Genomic DNA, 16,399 nt, shown 5'->3' with positions numbered 1-16,399 from the left:
CGGCGGCGCGGGTAGCGCAGCGGCGCGGCCGCACGTGCGTGCGGGCCGTCGGCGTCCGTCAACGGCTCCCCGGCTCAGCTGCGCTTGACGCGGTAGACAGCAAGACTACCACGCCAGTTCGCTCCCCATCGAATCGGCTGGCCTTCGTGCAGCACGACGCGGTCGAGGATCGTCACGCCGACTTCGGGCGCGAGCGCCTCGAAATCCTCGATCGTCAGCACCCGGACGTTCGGCGTGTTGTGCCACTGATAAGGCAGCGATTTCGACACCGGCATCCGGCCGTTCAGCACCGACAGCCGGTGCGGCCAGTAACCGAAATTCGGGAACGACACGATGCATTCGCGTCCGACCCGCGCGGTTTCGCGCAGGATCGCGGCCGTCTGGTGAATCGTCTGCAAAGTCTGCGACAGGATCGCGATGTCGAAGCTGTGGTCCTCGAACAGGCGCAGGCCGTCTTCCAGGTTCTGCTGGATCACGTTGATGCCGTTCTTCGCGCTCGCGAGCACGCCCGCGTCGTTCAGCTCGATCCCGTAGCCGGTCACGTCGAGTTCTTCCATCAGCAGCGCGAGCAGCGAGCCGTCGCCGCAGCCGAGGTCGAGCACCGTCGAGCGCGGTTCGACCCAGCGCGCGATCGTGCGGAAGTCCGCGCGTGCGGACAGGGAATTCAGCGCTTGCTGGTTCATACACCCACCTCGATGGCGATTCGTTCGTAGTACGCGCGGAGCAGGTTGTGATAGCGCGCGTCGTCGAGCAGGAATGCGTCGTGACCGTGCGGTGCGTCGATTTCCGCGTAGCTGACCGTCCGCTTGTTGTCGAGCAGCGCCTTCACGATCTCGCGCGAACGTGCCGGCGCGAAACGCCAGTCGGTCGAGAAGCTCGCGATCAGGTATTTCGCCTGCGTGTGCGCGAGCGCGGCCGTCAGGTTGCCGTCGAACGCCTTGGCCGGGTCGAAGTAGTCGAGCGCACGCGTGATCAGCAGGTACGTGTTCGCGTCGAAGTAGTCGGCGAACTTGTCGCCCTGGTAGCGCAGGTACGACTCGACCTCGAACTCGACGTCGAAGCTGAAGTTGTACGCGTCGAGCGCACCGTCGGCACGGCGCAGCGCGCGGCCGAATTTCTCCGCCATGTCGTCGTCGGACAGGTACGTGATGTGGCCGATCATCCGCGCGACGCGCAGGCCGCGCTTCGGCTTCACGCCGTGCGCGTAGTAGTCGCCGCCGTGGAAGTCGGGATCGGACAGGATCGCCGAGCGCGCGACCTCGTTGAACGCGATGTTCTGCGCGGAAAGCTTCGGCGTCGACGCGATGTCGATGCAGTGCGCGACGCGCTCCGGATACATCAGGCTCCATGCGAGCGCCTGCATCCCGCCGAGGCTGCCGCCCATCACCGCGGCGAAGCGCTCGATGCCGAACGCGTCGGCGACACGCGCCTGCGCGTGCACCCAGTCCTCGACGGTGACGACCGGAAAGCTTGCGCCGTACGGCTTGCCGGTGGACGGGTCGATGCTCATCGGGCCGGTCGAGCCGAAGCACGAGCCGAGGTTGTTCACGCCGATCACGAAGAAGCGGTTGGTGTCGAGCGGCTTGCCCGGGCCGACCATGTTGTCCCACCAGCCCGTGCTGCGCGGATCGTCCGCGTAAACGCCGGCGACGTGGTGCGACGCGTTGAGCGCGTGGCACACGAGCACCGCGTTCGAGCGCGCGGCGTTGAGTTCGCCGTACGTCTCGACGACGAGCTGATAGTTGCCGATCACGCTGCCGCTTTGCAAGCGCAGCGGTTCGGCGAAGTGCATGGTCTGTGGAGCGACGATGCCGATCGATTCCATTCGTTCCGCCTTATGACTGGGCGGCTAAACGGCGTCGGCGATGCGCGGAGGCGAAGGTGCGCGGCTGACGACCTCTTTAGCCGCATTTGTAGTGAACCCGCCGGGACGAAGAAGAATCAAGGCCCCGGCCGGTTCGCGCGCCCGCAATCGAGTCAGCAAATCGGCGCGCTTCCGACACACCGCCCGAGGGGCGGCAGTCGGCAAAGTATAGCGGAATTCCACCCGAGGCGGATTTCGCGTCCTGCGGCTGCGGGCCGCCGCAGGTATCACCAGCGGTATTTCGCCGAGAGCTGGCCCTTCACCACCGAGTAGTCGGACAGATTCCCTTCGACGCCGAGGCTCGCCGAGATCGAGAATCGCCGGCTGACCTGCCCGGTCGCACCGATCCGGACGGCAGCCCGATCGCGCGGCACGCTGAACGAGAAGGCATTGCGATCAAGCGTCAGCGAGCGCGAACCGGGGCCGTGCCACCAATTCGCCTCGATGAACGGTCGAAGTTCGCGTCCATCCGGCATCGCGGTGACTCCGTGCACGCGCACGCCCACGCGGGTGAGTACGTCGGTCGAGCCCTGGCCGTCGAGGCGGCCGCCGGCGGTACCGTGCGCGTCCGCGCGATAGTCGGACACGACGAGCTGCGCTTCGGGCTCGACGAAGAAGCGCGTGTCGCCGCGTTCGTAGAAGCCGAACGAATAGCCGGTCTCGATCGAGCCGGTTACGGTGCGCGATCGGTACGAATCGGCCGCGAGGCTGCCGCCGACGGTGTTCGCATAGGCGCCGTACATGAACCAAGCGTCGACGTAGGGGCCGGTCAGGATGTCGCGGTTGCCGTACCAGGTGCTGTACACGCCGACGTTGTAGCCGGCGACGCTGCCGCGTGCGGTGGCTTCCGCGATGCGTTGCGTGACGGCGTTCCACAGCGGGCGCGTCGACCAGTTCGTCTGGCTGCCGTACATGCCCATCGCGCCGACGCGCACGCTGCCGCCGCGGCCGTCGTCGAAGCGGAACAGGTCGGCGCCCGCGTGAATCAGGCGGCCGTTGCCCGACACGCTGCGGTTGCCGCCCGACATCGACGTCATCTGGCCCTCGGCGCGCAGCCACACGGCGCCATCGAGCGGGCTGGTTGCGGCAGTCCCGGTGCGTAGCGCCGCGTCTTCACGCTGATGCAGCGTATGGATCGCCATCATCGATGCCGCATCGGCGTTTGCCAGATATGCGTCGGGTTCCGGTGCGGTGGCGCGCGGCGGCGGGGGCGGTTCGATTTCCGGTCCGATCGGGGGATCCGGCGGGAGCGGCGGCTGCGGCTTTGCCGCGGAGACGAGATACCAGTCTTCCGCCTGCCCGCCGTCGCCGCCGCGCTTGAGCATGTAGTCGTAGCCACCGGCGGACAACGTGCCGAAGCCGTTCCGGTAGCCGTCCGAGGCCGCGTCGAGCGTGAATGCCGACGCGTCGGTCGTGCCGCCGTTGCGGGTTTCGACGAGCGGGATGCCGATGGTCGTGGCCGCGCCGTCGCCGCCCGAACGCTTGACGACGATGCCGGTGTCGCCGGATGCGTGGCCGCCGTCGATCACGAGGCGGTCGGTGGGCGACGTGTCGTCCTGCAGCGTCGTATGGAGGACGAGCTTGCCGTTGCGGGCCGCATAGTCGCCGGTCACGACGAGCGAGCGCGGCGTGGGCGGCGAGCCGGCCGCCGGTGTGTCGAATCCGATCGTCGAATCGGTCAGTACGATCGAGCCGACCGTCGAATTGCCGGTGACGGTCCAGAGACTGTTCGTGTCGAGCGACAGCGTGCGGACCGCGTCGGTCGAGCCGGTCCAGGCGGATGCGTTCGCGAGCGTGACGTCCGTGACCGCATGGGTCGGATCGCCGTCGTCGGTCGGGTGGTTGACGATGTCGCCTTCGGCATACGACTGCGCATCGAGCGTCAGGCTCACGGGCGCGCCCGACTCGGCATGAACGGACAGCAGCTTGCCGTTGCCGCCAATGGCGCGCGTGCCGTTGTGCAGTGTGATCGTCGCATCGGATGCGTCGATCGCGCCGTGGCGTTCGCTGACGAGCGTGCCGTCGTCGATCGTCAGCGTGCCGCCATAGACGGCCGCCGCAAAGGCGCCGGCGCCGGTCGTGCGCACGTCGCTGCGCAGCAGGTCGATCGTGCCGCCGGCGCTTGCGTATAGCCCGGTGGCTTCGGTGCCATTCGTTTCAACGCTCGTATCGGTGAGCGTGGCGACGGAGTTCGCGCCGGCCGACAGCACGCCGCGCGCGCGTTCGCCGCTCGTCACGATGCCGCCGCGCGTCATCGCGACCTTGCCGCCGAGCCGGGCGACCACGCCGATCGCGCCCTTGCCGGTGGTCGTCACGTGCGTGTCGGTGGCGTCGACGACGGGCGTGTCGGTGTACTCCTTCGACGCGTAAAGCCCGTGCGAGCTGGTGCCGTGCGTGACGACGCGCGTGCGTTCGAGCGTGACGTTGCCCTCGCGGGTATCCACGCCGAGCGCCGCGTATCCGCTCGTTTCGAGATACGAGTCGCTGAAGGCGACGGTGGATGCGCTCGGCAGGTACAGCACCGATGCATAGTCGCCATCGGTGCGGATGTCGGTGCGCTTCAGCGTGGCTCGGACGCCGCCGTAGCTGAGGGACAGGCCGGTCCCGAACAGGCCGCTGGTACGGATCAGCGTGTCAGTCACGTCGATGATGCCGCCCGGCACGAGGATCGCCGTGATGCCGGACGCCTCCTTGCCGCGCGTGACGATCACGCTGCCGGTGAGTGACAACCGGCCGTTGGCGCCGTCGAGGGATACGCCGTGCGCGTAGTCCCCGTCGGTATCGATGGAGATGTCCTCCGCGGATGCGCTACCGCCCTGACGAAGGTCGATGCCGGCGCTCGAGTCGCCGCGTGTGCGGATTTCGGTATCGCGCAGCGCGACGCGCGACCCTGCGCCCCATGCTGCCGCCCCTGCCGAGACGTTGCCGGTCGAGAATACGCGCGTCTTGCCGAGGGTCGTCAGCACGCCGCCGTTGAGGGCGGAAAGTACGGCGTTGCCGGATGCGGTCGTCGAATATTCGCCCGGTGCGACTTCGAGCGCGATGCCGTCCGCGAGTTGCGGGCCGCCGCCGACGACTTGCGCCGGTGCAGGCCACGGCATCGCCGCGCCGGCGAGCAACGCGGAATGCAGGACACGCCGGCCGATACGCGCCTGGGAAAAAGGAAAATGACTGTAGTTCACCTGATCACCTTGATTTATTCCGAGTGCACGAAGATGAGCCTGTGTGGGCTATTTTGAAATTGGACGAGTTCGAATTTTTTGCGGTGCTTGATGGTCGGCACGGAGCCGGTGCGAAACGCGGAGATATTTGGGCGCGCGTTATTCGATCGGTCGAGGTTGCCCGTGGCGGGTTCGGCACCAGCGCAGGGCGTACAGGACCGGTGCACACGATCGGGCTTGCTCGCTTTCAGTCAATGGGCGGAGGGGGCAAAACGGATGGCGTGCTGCGCTGACCGCTTGAGCGCCGAGTGTGTCCGCGCACGGGGAGATGGCCGGCGCGCGGTGGTGCGCGTACCGTATCCAGCGGGAACGCCGGGGCACGCATGCTGCCGCGCACCCCGGCAATGACCCGGCGGCGCGTGCAGCATGCGCGCCGGTTCGTGGCTGTTACTGATACATGATCGAGTACATCACGGACGAGTTCACCGTCCCCTGACCCGCCTGGCCGCCGATTGCGACATATTCGGCGTAGTACGGCAGATCTGCGGCGCCGTTTGACAGCGCGACCACCGCCGATTTGTGATCGGCCTTGCCGACGCGGATGTTGGTCGTATCGCCGTTGAGCAGGCCGACTTCGACGTTCGTCGCACCGCCCGAGTTGAGCAGGTTGCCGGTCGTCGAGTTGACCGTCGAGCCTGCCTCGAAGTATGTATAGACGTTTCCGCCTGCCGGCGAGCAGTTCTTCAGGCCGATCTTGAACGGCGTGCGGCCGGCCGTTGCACCGCCGGTGTTGAGCGCCGACGTCGACACCTTCGGCAGTGCGACGGTGAAGTTCTTGCCGCCCGTGCCGTTGCCGTCGATCGTGCAGGTTTGCGTGCCGATCTTGCCTTTGATGGAGAGTGTGCCGTCGGCCGCGTGCGAGACGGCCGGCAGGGTAGCTGCGGCAGCGACGGTCAGGGCGGCGATGCTGGAGAATGCGAACTTCATATCAATTTCCTCGAGTACTAGTTGGAAAAATCGGACTCCGTCGTCACACCGTCCACCTGCCGTGACCGGCTGTAAGGGCGATACTTCGAATTCATCCGACAATCACCTTCCGATGTAGTCCTGTCGGACTGCTAATCAGAAGCTTGTTCCGGTCATCGATCGGATGATGACCGATGGCGTGCGCCTGTCGCTTGAGATCGGGTGGTTGCGGCAGACGCACTGCCGAATCACTGCGCTGTCGAGCGTGCTGCGTTCACTGATAGCTCAACGTGAACGTCGCGGCACCCTTGACCGTCCCGGCGGACACGGCGCCGGTCGCGATGTACTGCGCACTCAGCGGGATGCTGGTCGTCGATCCCGACGGGCCGACGTACCACTGGTTCGGGTTGCCGACCGCGGGCGAATCGGGGCCGTAGCTGACGGGTTGGCCATTCCTCAGGATCCGTAGCTTGACGCCCTTCGCCGTGGCGTCCGGCGTGAGCGTGAGTTCATTGCTCATGTTTCCCGGATTGGTCAGGTCCGTCAGCGTCACGTAGAGATTCGTGCCGGCCTTGCAGGACAGGCTGATGGCGAAGTCGCGATCGCCAGCTGTCATGTTGACTGCATTCAGCTTGCTGGCGGCGACCGGCGGCAGCGGGACGTCGGGGTTTTTCGTCAAAACGGTACAGCTGACCGGCTTGACCGCAAGATTTCCGCCGTCGCGCCAGTAAGATCTCCACAACGCCACGTATTGATTGGTATTCCGGTTGAATGCGTATATCTCGGTATCGAATTGAGACATGGCGACCATGGCGGCATTCGGGTAGTTGTAGATCCGGTCGTCCAGTTTGACCAATTCCTTCTTGATTCTCAGCACACCCTGGGCCGGCCCGGTCTGTTCGATCGGTGGCCCCCACGACTGATAAACGGTGCTGCAACACCCCATCATCACTTCGCCCGTATCCAGGTTCGTCGTGCGAATGCCCATGTAGTAATAGTGATGAATCGCTGGCGAGCCGCTCATCCCGCCGGTGAAGTACACGCCAGGGATGTCGGTCCCGTGATACCACTGTTTGAACTTGAACTCCCATCCGCCGGGCCGACCGGAATTGGCCTCGCAGTTGTACGGAATTTCCAGTGTGATGGTGGCGATAACGCCGCCGTTCGGCAAATTGGGCGGGATGACGATTTTCCCTCCCGAGTTGAATCCATAGTACGTGTCGGCGATGTAAATGCCGCTGTTGTTGAACCGGCAGGTCTGTGCGTGAGCAACGCCGAAACCGAATGCCATCGGCATCATCCAGACGATGAGCAATCCGAGAAGATGTTTGGCCAATCTGCGTGGGGTGAACGTCATGAAAATCTCACCGTTGAATTGAGTGTGCTAAGGAGGCGGCTTATGGCCGGGCCTTGATCAACGAGTAGTCGCATTTCGCGTCCACCCGTTCGTACGCGGCATGCTTGCTGCGCTCGGTCGGCAAACGGTAGGAGAGCGAACAGGATTGATTGGCGCGGCTGCCCCATTTCGCCGTCAACACGCCCGAGTCGTTCAGGCTGCGCGTGAATACCGTGCCGCCCTGGCCCGCCATGCCGACCGAGTTACCTGCTTCGTCCACCACGGTGCTGCCGAACGGCACCGGCGTGCCGTCCGGTTGATGGATCCCGAGCAGTACAGCCCGCCCGCTGACGGTGCCGAACTTCAGCCTCACGACCGAATTCGCGCGCGGCGCGACCTGCTGGCTCGTCGTCAACATTTCCACGTCCAGCGGAATGCCCTTCGGATCGAGTTCGACGGTATTCATCTTGTACGGCGTCAGATACGGCAGCACCGCATAGCCGCGCCGGCCGATCCTGACGTCCGTACCGTTGGTGACGCGTGCGCCGATGGCATCCTTGGCCTCGATGATCGCGACCGTGTCTCCGAGGTCGTTGGCCAGCGTGACGCCGCCCGCATGACCGACGATGCCGCCCGATACGCCGACCGATACGCTCGAGTAGCCGCTGCCGCCGGTCGCGCTGCCCGAGAAGGTCGCGAACGGGCTGCGGTACTGCGCATTGCCGCCGCCCGATGTCGAACCGCCGCCGGTGTTGGTGTTCAGGCCGTAGGTGAATGCATTGGATTCGCCGAGCGAACCGGTCAGCGACGTCTGACTGGTGGTGCCGCCCTGATTGTCGCGCGCGATACTCGCGCTCAGCGTCGGCGCGTGCGAGCGCCGGCCGAGCGGGATGGTCACGTTCGCGTAGACCTGATTGTTCAGGTTGCCCGAATAGCCGTCGCGCTGCCGCGACACCGACAGGTTGTAGCTCAGGTTGAGCCCGGCGATCCGCAGGCTGTTGTTGTAACCGACCTGGAATTGCGTGGTCGTGCCTTGACGATTCCAGTAGCTGGCCGACGAGCCGATCGCGAACAGCGTGCCGCGCCCTTCGCCGAGCGTCTGGTTCAGCGTCAGCTGCACCTGGTTGCGTTGCCGATAGAGGTCGTTCGGATCGCGGCCCGCTGCCGCCTGCTCGCGGGCAGACATCGCATCGCGCATGCCCCAGTACCCGCGCGACGAGTAGCGATACGCAGCGACCGCGATGTTCGTGCCGGTCGCTTCGACGGACTTGCTGTAGCTGACGCGCACGCTCTGGCCGCTCGTGGCCGTTACGCCCGGGATGCGGGCGCTCGCCTGCGTGACATCGACCGCGAGTGCGCCGACCGGCGTATTGAACGCGGCGCCGACCAGCCCGGCGAGATAGTTTTCCGCGACAATTGCGCCGACATAGCCGGTCAGCAGGTTGCTGATGCCGCGCTGATACGTAGCCTGCGCGAAAGTCGGGTGACGCTCGAGCTGCGATTCGCGCAACTGGCCGACCGCGATCCCGAATCGCGAGATACCGGGGCGCAGCGCCTGCACGACGGCCGCATACGGCACCGTGAAGCTGTGCTTCCGGCCGTCTGCCTCGGTGACCGTGACGAGCAGGTTGCCGCCGTAACCGGTCGCGTACAGGTCGTTGATTTCGAACGGACCCGGCGCGACGTTGGTTTCGTACAGCAGCGAGCCGTTTTGTGACACCTCGACGTGCGCGTTGCTCGTGGCGACGCCGCGAATCATCGGTGCATAGCCGCGCATCGAATCGGGGAGCATCCGGTCGTCCGTTTCGAGCGTCGCACCGCGCATGCCGACACTGTCGAACAGCGTACCGTCCGTATAGGTCTCGCCGACCTTCAACTGGCTGCGCCATGCCGGCAGGTCGCGCTGCACGTAGGTGTTGAGGCTCCGGTAGCGGTTCGGCCCGCGGGATTGCGCGCTATAGGATCCGTTGTGCCGGAAATGCCAATTGCCGACGTTGGCGCCTGCGTTCAACCCGACATAGGCCTGCGTGCTGTCATAGCCCGACGACATGTTCCGGAACACGTTCGCGTCGTACTTGAGCGTCGCGCTCGGCACGCCGCCGTCCCACAGTTCCGGGCTCACATAGCCGCGCGGATTGCGCAGTAGCGACGCCTGCGGAATGCTGACATTCAGGCGCAATTCCGACATGTCGAATTCGACCGCTGCGCTGGCCACCAGCTTGTCGATGTCCGTGCACTCGCCGGACTGCACCCGCACCAGCTCGGCGCGCGCCGAGTCGGTCAGCGTCTGGTCGTCGAGGCCGAGGCGGCTCACGAGCGAGCGATCGAAGCACGGCGTCGCACTGACGGCGCCCGCCGGTGCGTCGAAGCGCACCATCGAGCGGCCGGTCCATGTCTGGTTCACGTAGAGGTCGACCAGGTACTCGCCCGCCGGGACCGGATTGCCTTTCGCGAAGCGCTCGAGGTCGAGCTGCTGGCCGTGCGGCTTCATCATCAACGTGTCGTTGAACTGGACCTGCGCGACCTGGAAGCTGTCCGCCGATGCGGCCGGCGCGTCGACGGCGCACGCGCCAGCGGCCCAGCTGCCGAGCGTCGCCATGACGAGCAGATAGCCCGGTTTGAGCGCGAAACGTGCCGGAGCCTCCAGAGGTTGAAATTGATGATTCGCTCGCATGAATTCAATGTGTTGATGCCGCATCGTCATAGTGCGAGCGACGGTCTGCCTGCGCCGGTGCGATGGCCGCACCGGCGATCAGCGACGGTTGAGTCAGGAAAAGCGGGGTAGCGTCAGTGCGTCTTCTTCGGCGCGTAACGGCCTTCGACACCCGCGCCGTAGTCATTGAGGAACGTGTAGTCGACCTCGATCGGCGCGCCCGGCATCGCTTGCACGTTGCCGACGTCGAATTCTTCGCTTGCGCCCGGCTTGACCATGCCGCCGTTGTCGTTGGTCCAGGTGGCGCCGCCGGACTTGACGGTCAGCTTGGTGAACGTCACGTGGTAGGGGGTCGGGTTCTTCGCTTGAAGCGCGTAGCCGCCGCCGGCCTTCGGCGCAAAGTTCCAGGAGACCTTTTCCGCGGATTCGTCGGCGACGCCTTGCAGTGCGGCCGGACGGAAGAACAGTTTGATGCGCGAGCGGAATGCGAGCTGCAACAGGTTCGGTGCATTGGGATCGTCGGTTGCCTGGGGCGGGACGTCGAGTACGTTGAGCCAGTACAGCGTTTCCTTGTCTTGCGCGAGCGGTTCTTGCGTATAGATCAAGCGCAGGCTCTGGCCTTTCTTCGGATCGAGACGGAACAGCGGCGGCGTCAGCGTGAACGGCACCTTCGAGTCGTCTGGCAGCGCGTTGGCGTGGCCATCGTCGATCCATGCCTGCACCAGCGACGGACGGTCGCCCTCGTTGGTCAGCTTGACCGTGACTTCGCGTTCCTTTTCCGGATAGACCACGCGCGTTCCGCCGATCACGACGCTTGCATCCGCCGTGCTCATGCCGGACAGCGACGCGACCAGCGCTGCGGCGCCCACGCTCAAACGCCAGTTCATTGGCATTCCCATCGCCGAGTTCTCCTTGTAGATGATCAGATTCACTGTTGGCCGGACGCGGCCCGGGCACCCCTGCTGCTTTGCCGTGCCCGAGCCGCCGGTCGGACGGCCGCGTTACTCGTACGAGACCGAGTACATGACCGACGTGTTGACCGAGCCTGCGCCGGCCGCACCACCGGTTGCGACGTACTCCGCGTAGTAGTTGAGCTCTGCCGAGCCGCCCGCGATCCCGACGGTCTGCGAGTTCTGGCCCCCTTGCGCCTTGCCGAGATTGATGTTCGAGCCGTCCTTGTTCAGCAGGCCGACTTCGACGTTCGGCGCGTCACCCGTTGCGTTGAACAGCTTGCCCGTTTGCGCGTTGACCGTCGTGCCCGGCTCGAAGTACACCGATGCGTTGCCCGAGTTCGGCGAGCAGTTCGACAGGTTGATGCGGAACGGCTTGCGGCCGGCCGTCGAACCCGCCGTGGACAGTGCCGAAGTCGACACGTCGGGCAGCGTGACCGTGAAGTCCTTGCCGCCGCCGTCGCCCGAGATGTTGCAGGTCTGGGCGGTGATATCGCCTTTGATCGTGATCGTGCCGTCGGCTGCCTGGGCCGACGACGCCACGGCCAGGAGGCCCGCTGTCGCCATCAGAATGGGAAGTGCTTTTTTGGACATGAAAGTACCTATTAGTAAGGAGTCCTGCGTCGATAGACGACGCACTGACGTTTCCTGAACGCTGTCTGTCGACGTCGTTGAAACGGAACGGATGCGGCGACAGGAAACAGGTGATATTGTTGAGTTTTAAGGGTTTCGAAAGAATTGGACGATTCCTAATCTGCACCGGGATCTGATCGTTCAAGTACTAAATTCTTTTAAAAATAGTCAGGCGTGCAGGCTCGGCGCACGGCGGCGGGCGCCGATACGGTCGGAGTAGGACGGGATGCCATGCAGGGAAGTTGAGACGGGCGTTGCGAATGCCCGGACGCGTGGCGGATGATGCTGGAGGAATGTGACCTCGATTGTGAGCCGTCGACACGCATCAATACAGAGGAATCCTGATTATTATGGGCGCCAGATCAACTGCTTCGCTGCATCGGGTTGGTTCGTCGGCGGTGCCGATCGTCACACAGGCGGGCGACGTCCAGACAGCGTGCGCTTGGGCTGGCGTCGCCTGCATCGGGCCACTCAAGTCGGAAATGCCGCTCAATCCGGCGCTGGCCGGCCGTTACGCGGATGCGCCGGATCGTACGTCGGTCGGTGCGTGCTTGCCGCGCATCACTGCAGGATCAGCCGAAGATGCGCATCGGCCTGTTCGCCGGGCGGCTTCTGGAATCCACCCTTCGCAAAGCGATGCCACCTGCCGATCACGTAACTCACGAGCAGGCTTGCCCGCACGGCGGGGTCGTAATCGGCCGGCAGCACGAACGGCGCCGCGCCGTCGGGCGCTTGCGCCTCGGTGCGCGCGACCCGCAGGCACTGCTTGACGGTCGCCTCGATCCGGTCGAGCAACTGGTTCACGCGTTCGGTGAGCCGCTCGTCTTCGCCGACCAGCGCCTCACCGGTCAGCACGCGGGTCATCCCGGGATTCTTCGCGGCGAAATTGAGCATGGTGAGCGCGATCGTGCGGGCCTGCTGCACGCCGTTCGGTTCCTTCGCGACGATTTGGTTGACGAGGCCGAACAGCGCCTGCTCGATGAACTCGATCAGGCCTTCGTACATCTTCGCCTTGCTGGCGAAGTGCCGGTACAGCGCGGCTTCCGACACGTCGAGCCGGGCCGCGAGTGCGGCCGTCGTGATTTTTTCCGGCTTCGGCGCCTCGAGCATCGCGGCGAGCGTCTGCAGGATCATCACGCGCCGCTCGCCCGGCTTCGGGCGCGGGCGGGACGGTGTGGCCTGGTTTTCCGTTACGGCTTGGTCCTGCGGGTAAGTCGGCTGCATTTCTGTCGCCCCGATCGTGTGCCCAGTCGGAGCGATTTTAACGAACGAATGCGCTGATCGACATAGTGCGGGCGACCGATGTTCGGCAGATGGCCCGGCAGGTGCCCGGTGATCCATACCGTGCCGATGCCGAGGCGCTTGTAGCGCTTCAGGTGGCTGCGGGTATCTTCAACGAGGATCGCGTCGGCGAGCCGTGCGTGCGCGGCTCGCAGCGTCCGGCGCAGCATCGTGTGGTCTGGCTTCGCGCGCCACGTGCGCCGGTCGCGCATGTGCTCGATCGCGATCACGCGCTCGAACAACCGCTCGACGCGCAGCTCGCGCAGCACCGCGCGCGCATAGTTCTCCGGCGCGTTGGTCAGCACGAACTTGCGGCCCGGCAGCGCGGCGATGATGTGCGCGAGGCCGCGCTCGGTGCGCAGCATCGCGGGCAGGTCGGAAAACGTGTGGACCACGCGCAGGAAGTCGTGCGGGTCGATCGGATGATGGCGCGTGAGGCCGAGCAGCGCGGCGCCGTAGCGCTCGGTGTAGCCGGTGCGCAGGCGGTCGGCTTCGGCGCGCTCGACCTGCAGCGCGTCGATGATGTATTGCGTCATCGCGCGGTTGATCTCGGGAAAGATCGCGTGCGAGGCGTGGTGCAGCGTGTTGTCGAGATCGAACAGCCAGACGGGCGCGCCGGCGCGCGGCCGGCTGCGGGAGATGCGCCGGCGTCGCAGCGACGCCGGCAGGTCGGGGCTGGAGGGCGGGCGGCGCGCGCTCAATGCGAGCGGATCATCGTGCCGAACGGCTGCTCGGTCAGGATTTCCAGCAGCACCGAGTGCTCGATCCGGCCGTCGACGATGTGCACCGACTTCACGCCGCTCTTCGCGGCGTCGAGCGCCGACGAGATCTTCGGCAGCATGCCGCCGGAGATCGTGCCGTCCTCGAACAGCGCGTCGATCTCGCGCGCGGACAGGTCGGTCAGCAGGTTGCCGTCCTTGTCCATCACGCCCGGGATGTTGGTCATCATCAGCAGCTTCTCGGCGTTCAGCACCGTGGCGAGCTTGCCCGCGACCAGATCCGCGTTGATGTTGTACGAGAGGCCGTCTTCGCCGAAGCCGATCGGCGAGATCACCGGGATGAATGCGTCGTCCTGCAGCGCCTTGACGACCGCCGGGTTGATCGCCTCGACTTCGCCGACCTGGCCGATGTCGATGTACTGGCCCGGGTTGTCGCGATCCGGCATCAGCAGCTTGCGTGCGTGGATCAGGCCGCCGTCCTTGCCCGTCAGGCCCACCGCGTGGCCGCCGAAGTGGTTGATCAGCATCACGATGTCCTGCTGCACTTCGCCGCCCAGCACCCACTCGACGACTTCCATCGTCTCTTCGTCGGTGACGCGCATGCCCTGGATGAAGGTGCCGGCCTTGCCGATCTTCTTCAGCGCGTGATCGATCTGCGGACCGCCGCCGTGGACGATCACCGGATTGATGCCGACCAGTTTCAGCAGGATCACGTCGCGCGCGAAGCCTTGTTTGAGCCGCTCTTCCGTCATCGCGTTGCCGCCGTATTTGATGACCACGGTCTTGCCGTGGTAACGGCGGATGTACGGCAGCGCCTCGGCGAGGATTTCTGCTTTCAGCGTGGGGGCGATCTGCGAGAGGTCGATGGGCTCGGACATGGCGGCGGCTCTGGCTGGGAACGGTTGAAACACGGCGAATTGTACAGGAGTGGCGCAGCGCAGCATCGGGTTTTTGGGCGGGCCGGAACACCGGCGGCGCGGCTCGCGCACCGCGCGCGGCGGCCCGCCGGCTATGGCGCGGCGCGATGCGGGCAGCGGGATGGGCAGCGGGCGCGGGCGGCGGCGGCGGGGTGGTTCGCGAGCGTTCGCGATGGCCATCGGCCGAGTGGCCGGCGTGCAAAATCCGTTCGCCGCGCTATGCTTGTCGCGTAGGGCGGCTTCACGCCCGCTTCCGCGCTTGAGCCATGACCGATTCCGTCGCCGACGCCCGTTCCGCCCCGCGCCGCGCGCGCTGCCCGCACTGCGGGCGCAGCTTCGACTGCGGCGCCCGCACGCAGCCGTTCGAATGCTGGTGCGCGTCGATGCCGGTATTGCCCGGCGGCACGCCGCCCGCGGCTGGCGCGCGCTGCCGATGCCCCGAGTGCCTGGCCGACGAGATCGCGCAGCGGATGGCCGGCGCGGCCGGCTGACGGCGCCGGGCGCGCACGCGGAGCGTCCCGGTCACCGCGCTCCGATCCGGCCCCGCTAGAGGCGTCGCCCGCTAAACGGGTAAACTGCTCGGATGCAACGAATCACCACCACCGGGCGCGTCAACCTCAGTCACCTGTTCTGGCTTCGCAATCTCGCGATCATCGGCCAGCTCGTGACGATCGGCGTCGTGCAGACCTATTTCGGCGTGCATCTGCCGTTGCCGGCGATGCTGATGGTCATCGCGCTCGAAATCGTTTTCAACGGGCTGACCTGGGTGCGCGTGCTGCGCGCGCGGCCCGAGACCAATTTCGAGCTGCTTGGCCAGCTGTGGGTCGACCTCGGTGCGCTGTCCGCGCTGCTGTTCCTGTCGGGCGGCACGACCAATCCGTTCGTGTCGCTGTACCTGCCTTCGCTCGCGATCGCGGCGGCCGTGCTGCCGTGGCACCTGATGATCTGGCTCGCGGCGTTCGCGGTCGCGTGCTACGCGGCGCTCGGTTTCGACTCGGTGCCGCTCAACATGGACAATCCCGCGAACCTGTTCGACTACTACCGTACCGGGATGTGGGCGAACTTCATGGTCAGCGTCGGGCTGATCGCCTGGTTCGTCGCGCGCATGTCGAATGCGCTGCGCCAGCGCGATGCGGCGCTCGGCGAAGCGCAGCAGCACCTGCTGCGCGACGAGCGGGCGGTCGCGCTCGGCGTGCAGGCCGCCACCGTCGCGCACGAGATGGGCACGCCGCTGTCGACGATCGCGATGCTCGCGGAAGAGCTGCGCGACGCGGCGCGCGACGATCCGGGGCTGGCCCGCTACGAGGCCGACCTGAAGGTGCTCGAGGAGCAGATGTCGCTCTGCACGTCGGCGCTCGCGCGCCTGCGCAGCCGTGCGAGCGCGCCCGCGAGCCGCCAGCCGGTGGACGACTGGCTCGACACGTTCGTCGAGCACTGGCGCCTGCGGCATCCGCATGTGCAGTTCGAGCTGCTCGGCGCGCGTCCGGCGGGCGTCGCGCTCGACGACACGGTCGCGGCCGGCCAGATCCTGACGATCCTGCTCGACAACGCCGCGCGCGCGAGCCCGCAGCGCGTGACGCTGGCCGCGAAGGTCGCGCACGCCGGCACGGCCGACGAGATCGAATTCGAGGTATGCGACGACGGGCCCGGCATTCCGGCCGCGCTGCGCGAATCGCTCGGCGCGATGCCGGTCGACAGCACGCAGGGCGGGCACGGGGTCGGCCTGTATCTCGCGTTCAGCGCAGCCGCGCGGCTCGGCGGCGAGATCGAACTGTCCGACGTCGTGCCGCGCACGGCGGGCGGCAACGGGCGGGCCGGCAGTGCGGCGAACGGTCACGCCGCGGCAGGCTCGGGACAACGCGCGGGCCAGCGCCTGGCCGAACGGACAACCGGCACGCCGGGCCCGGCCGGCACGACCG

The 16,399-nt window shown here is 66.2% G+C and carries 13 protein-coding genes; 2 read left to right on the top strand and 11 right to left on the bottom strand.

Annotation, left to right across the window (positions count from 1 at the left end; translation table 11 throughout):
- Nucleotides 1-74: 74 nt before the first annotated feature.
- The 11 genes from metW to argB form a co-directional block, all read right to left on the bottom strand.
- A complete protein-coding gene (gene metW / locus BDO18943_RS38410) occupies nt 75-683 on the bottom strand; it encodes a methionine biosynthesis protein MetW (RefSeq protein ID WP_006755281.1) in 609 nt (202 codons plus the stop codon).
- Entirely contained in the window at nt 680-1,825 is a 1,146-nt protein-coding gene (gene metX / locus BDO18943_RS38405) for a homoserine O-succinyltransferase MetX (protein ID WP_059521076.1), read from the bottom strand. Before metX ends, metW begins: the two co-directional genes overlap by 4 nt.
- 266 nt (nt 1,826-2,091) lie before the next feature.
- Nucleotides 2,092-5,046, bottom strand: a complete 2,955-nt coding sequence (locus BDO18943_RS38400) for an autotransporter family protein (RefSeq protein ID WP_175026279.1) — start codon at nt 5,044-5,046, stop codon at nt 2,092-2,094.
- A 426-nt stretch (nt 5,047-5,472) separates the two neighbouring features.
- On the bottom strand, nt 5,473-6,012 hold the full coding sequence (locus BDO18943_RS38395; RefSeq protein WP_175026278.1) for a fimbrial protein: 540 nt from the start codon (nt 6,010-6,012) through the stop codon (nt 5,473-5,475).
- A gap of 253 nt (nt 6,013-6,265) precedes the next feature.
- Nucleotides 6,266-7,348: a fimbrial protein gene (locus BDO18943_RS38390; RefSeq protein ID WP_175026277.1), complete on the bottom strand. Its 1,083-nt coding sequence runs from the start codon at nt 7,346-7,348 to the stop codon at nt 6,266-6,268.
- Between the two features lie 40 nt (nt 7,349-7,388).
- Entirely contained in the window at nt 7,389-10,001 is a 2,613-nt protein-coding gene (locus BDO18943_RS38385; RefSeq protein WP_175026276.1) for a fimbria/pilus outer membrane usher protein, read from the bottom strand.
- Nucleotides 10,002-10,114: 113 nt separating this feature from the next.
- Nucleotides 10,115-10,873, bottom strand: a complete 759-nt coding sequence (locus BDO18943_RS38380) for a fimbrial biogenesis chaperone (RefSeq protein WP_374101837.1) — start codon at nt 10,871-10,873, stop codon at nt 10,115-10,117.
- A 108-nt stretch (nt 10,874-10,981) separates the two neighbouring features.
- Nucleotides 10,982-11,524 (bottom strand): fimbrial protein, encoded by a 543-nt coding sequence (locus BDO18943_RS38375; RefSeq protein ID WP_175026274.1) that lies wholly within the window; start codon nt 11,522-11,524, stop codon nt 10,982-10,984.
- 600 nt (nt 11,525-12,124) lie between these two features.
- A complete protein-coding gene (gene slmA / locus BDO18943_RS38370; protein ID WP_175026273.1) occupies nt 12,125-12,787 on the bottom strand; it encodes a nucleoid occlusion factor SlmA in 663 nt (220 codons plus the stop codon).
- Nucleotides 12,754-13,545, bottom strand: coding sequence for a pyrimidine 5'-nucleotidase (locus BDO18943_RS38365; protein ID WP_175026272.1), 792 nt, complete (start codon nt 13,543-13,545; stop codon nt 12,754-12,756). The genes slmA and BDO18943_RS38365 overlap by 34 nt, the downstream gene beginning before the upstream one ends.
- Nucleotides 13,542-14,441: an acetylglutamate kinase gene (gene argB / locus BDO18943_RS38360; protein ID WP_006490510.1), complete on the bottom strand. Its 900-nt coding sequence runs from the start codon at nt 14,439-14,441 to the stop codon at nt 13,542-13,544. Before argB ends, BDO18943_RS38365 begins: the two co-directional genes overlap by 4 nt.
- Nucleotides 14,442-14,746: 305 nt before the next feature.
- Here argB and BDO18943_RS38355 point away from each other — a divergent pair, with 305 nt between their 5' ends.
- Complete coding sequence (locus tag BDO18943_RS38355; RefSeq protein WP_043184709.1) at nt 14,747-14,971, top strand: cysteine-rich CWC family protein; 225 nt, start codon at nt 14,747-14,749, stop codon at nt 14,969-14,971.
- A 92-nt stretch (nt 14,972-15,063) separates the two neighbouring features.
- Nucleotides 15,064-16,399: ATP-binding protein (locus BDO18943_RS38350; protein WP_235996299.1), on the top strand; the 1,336-nt coding region annotated here is incomplete at its 3' end.

Origin of the sequence: Burkholderia aenigmatica (genome assembly GCF_902499175.1) — a bacterium.
GTDB classification, from domain to species: domain Bacteria; phylum Pseudomonadota; class Gammaproteobacteria; order Burkholderiales; family Burkholderiaceae; genus Burkholderia; species Burkholderia aenigmatica.
This window is presented reverse-complemented; position numbering and strand designations above follow the sequence as displayed.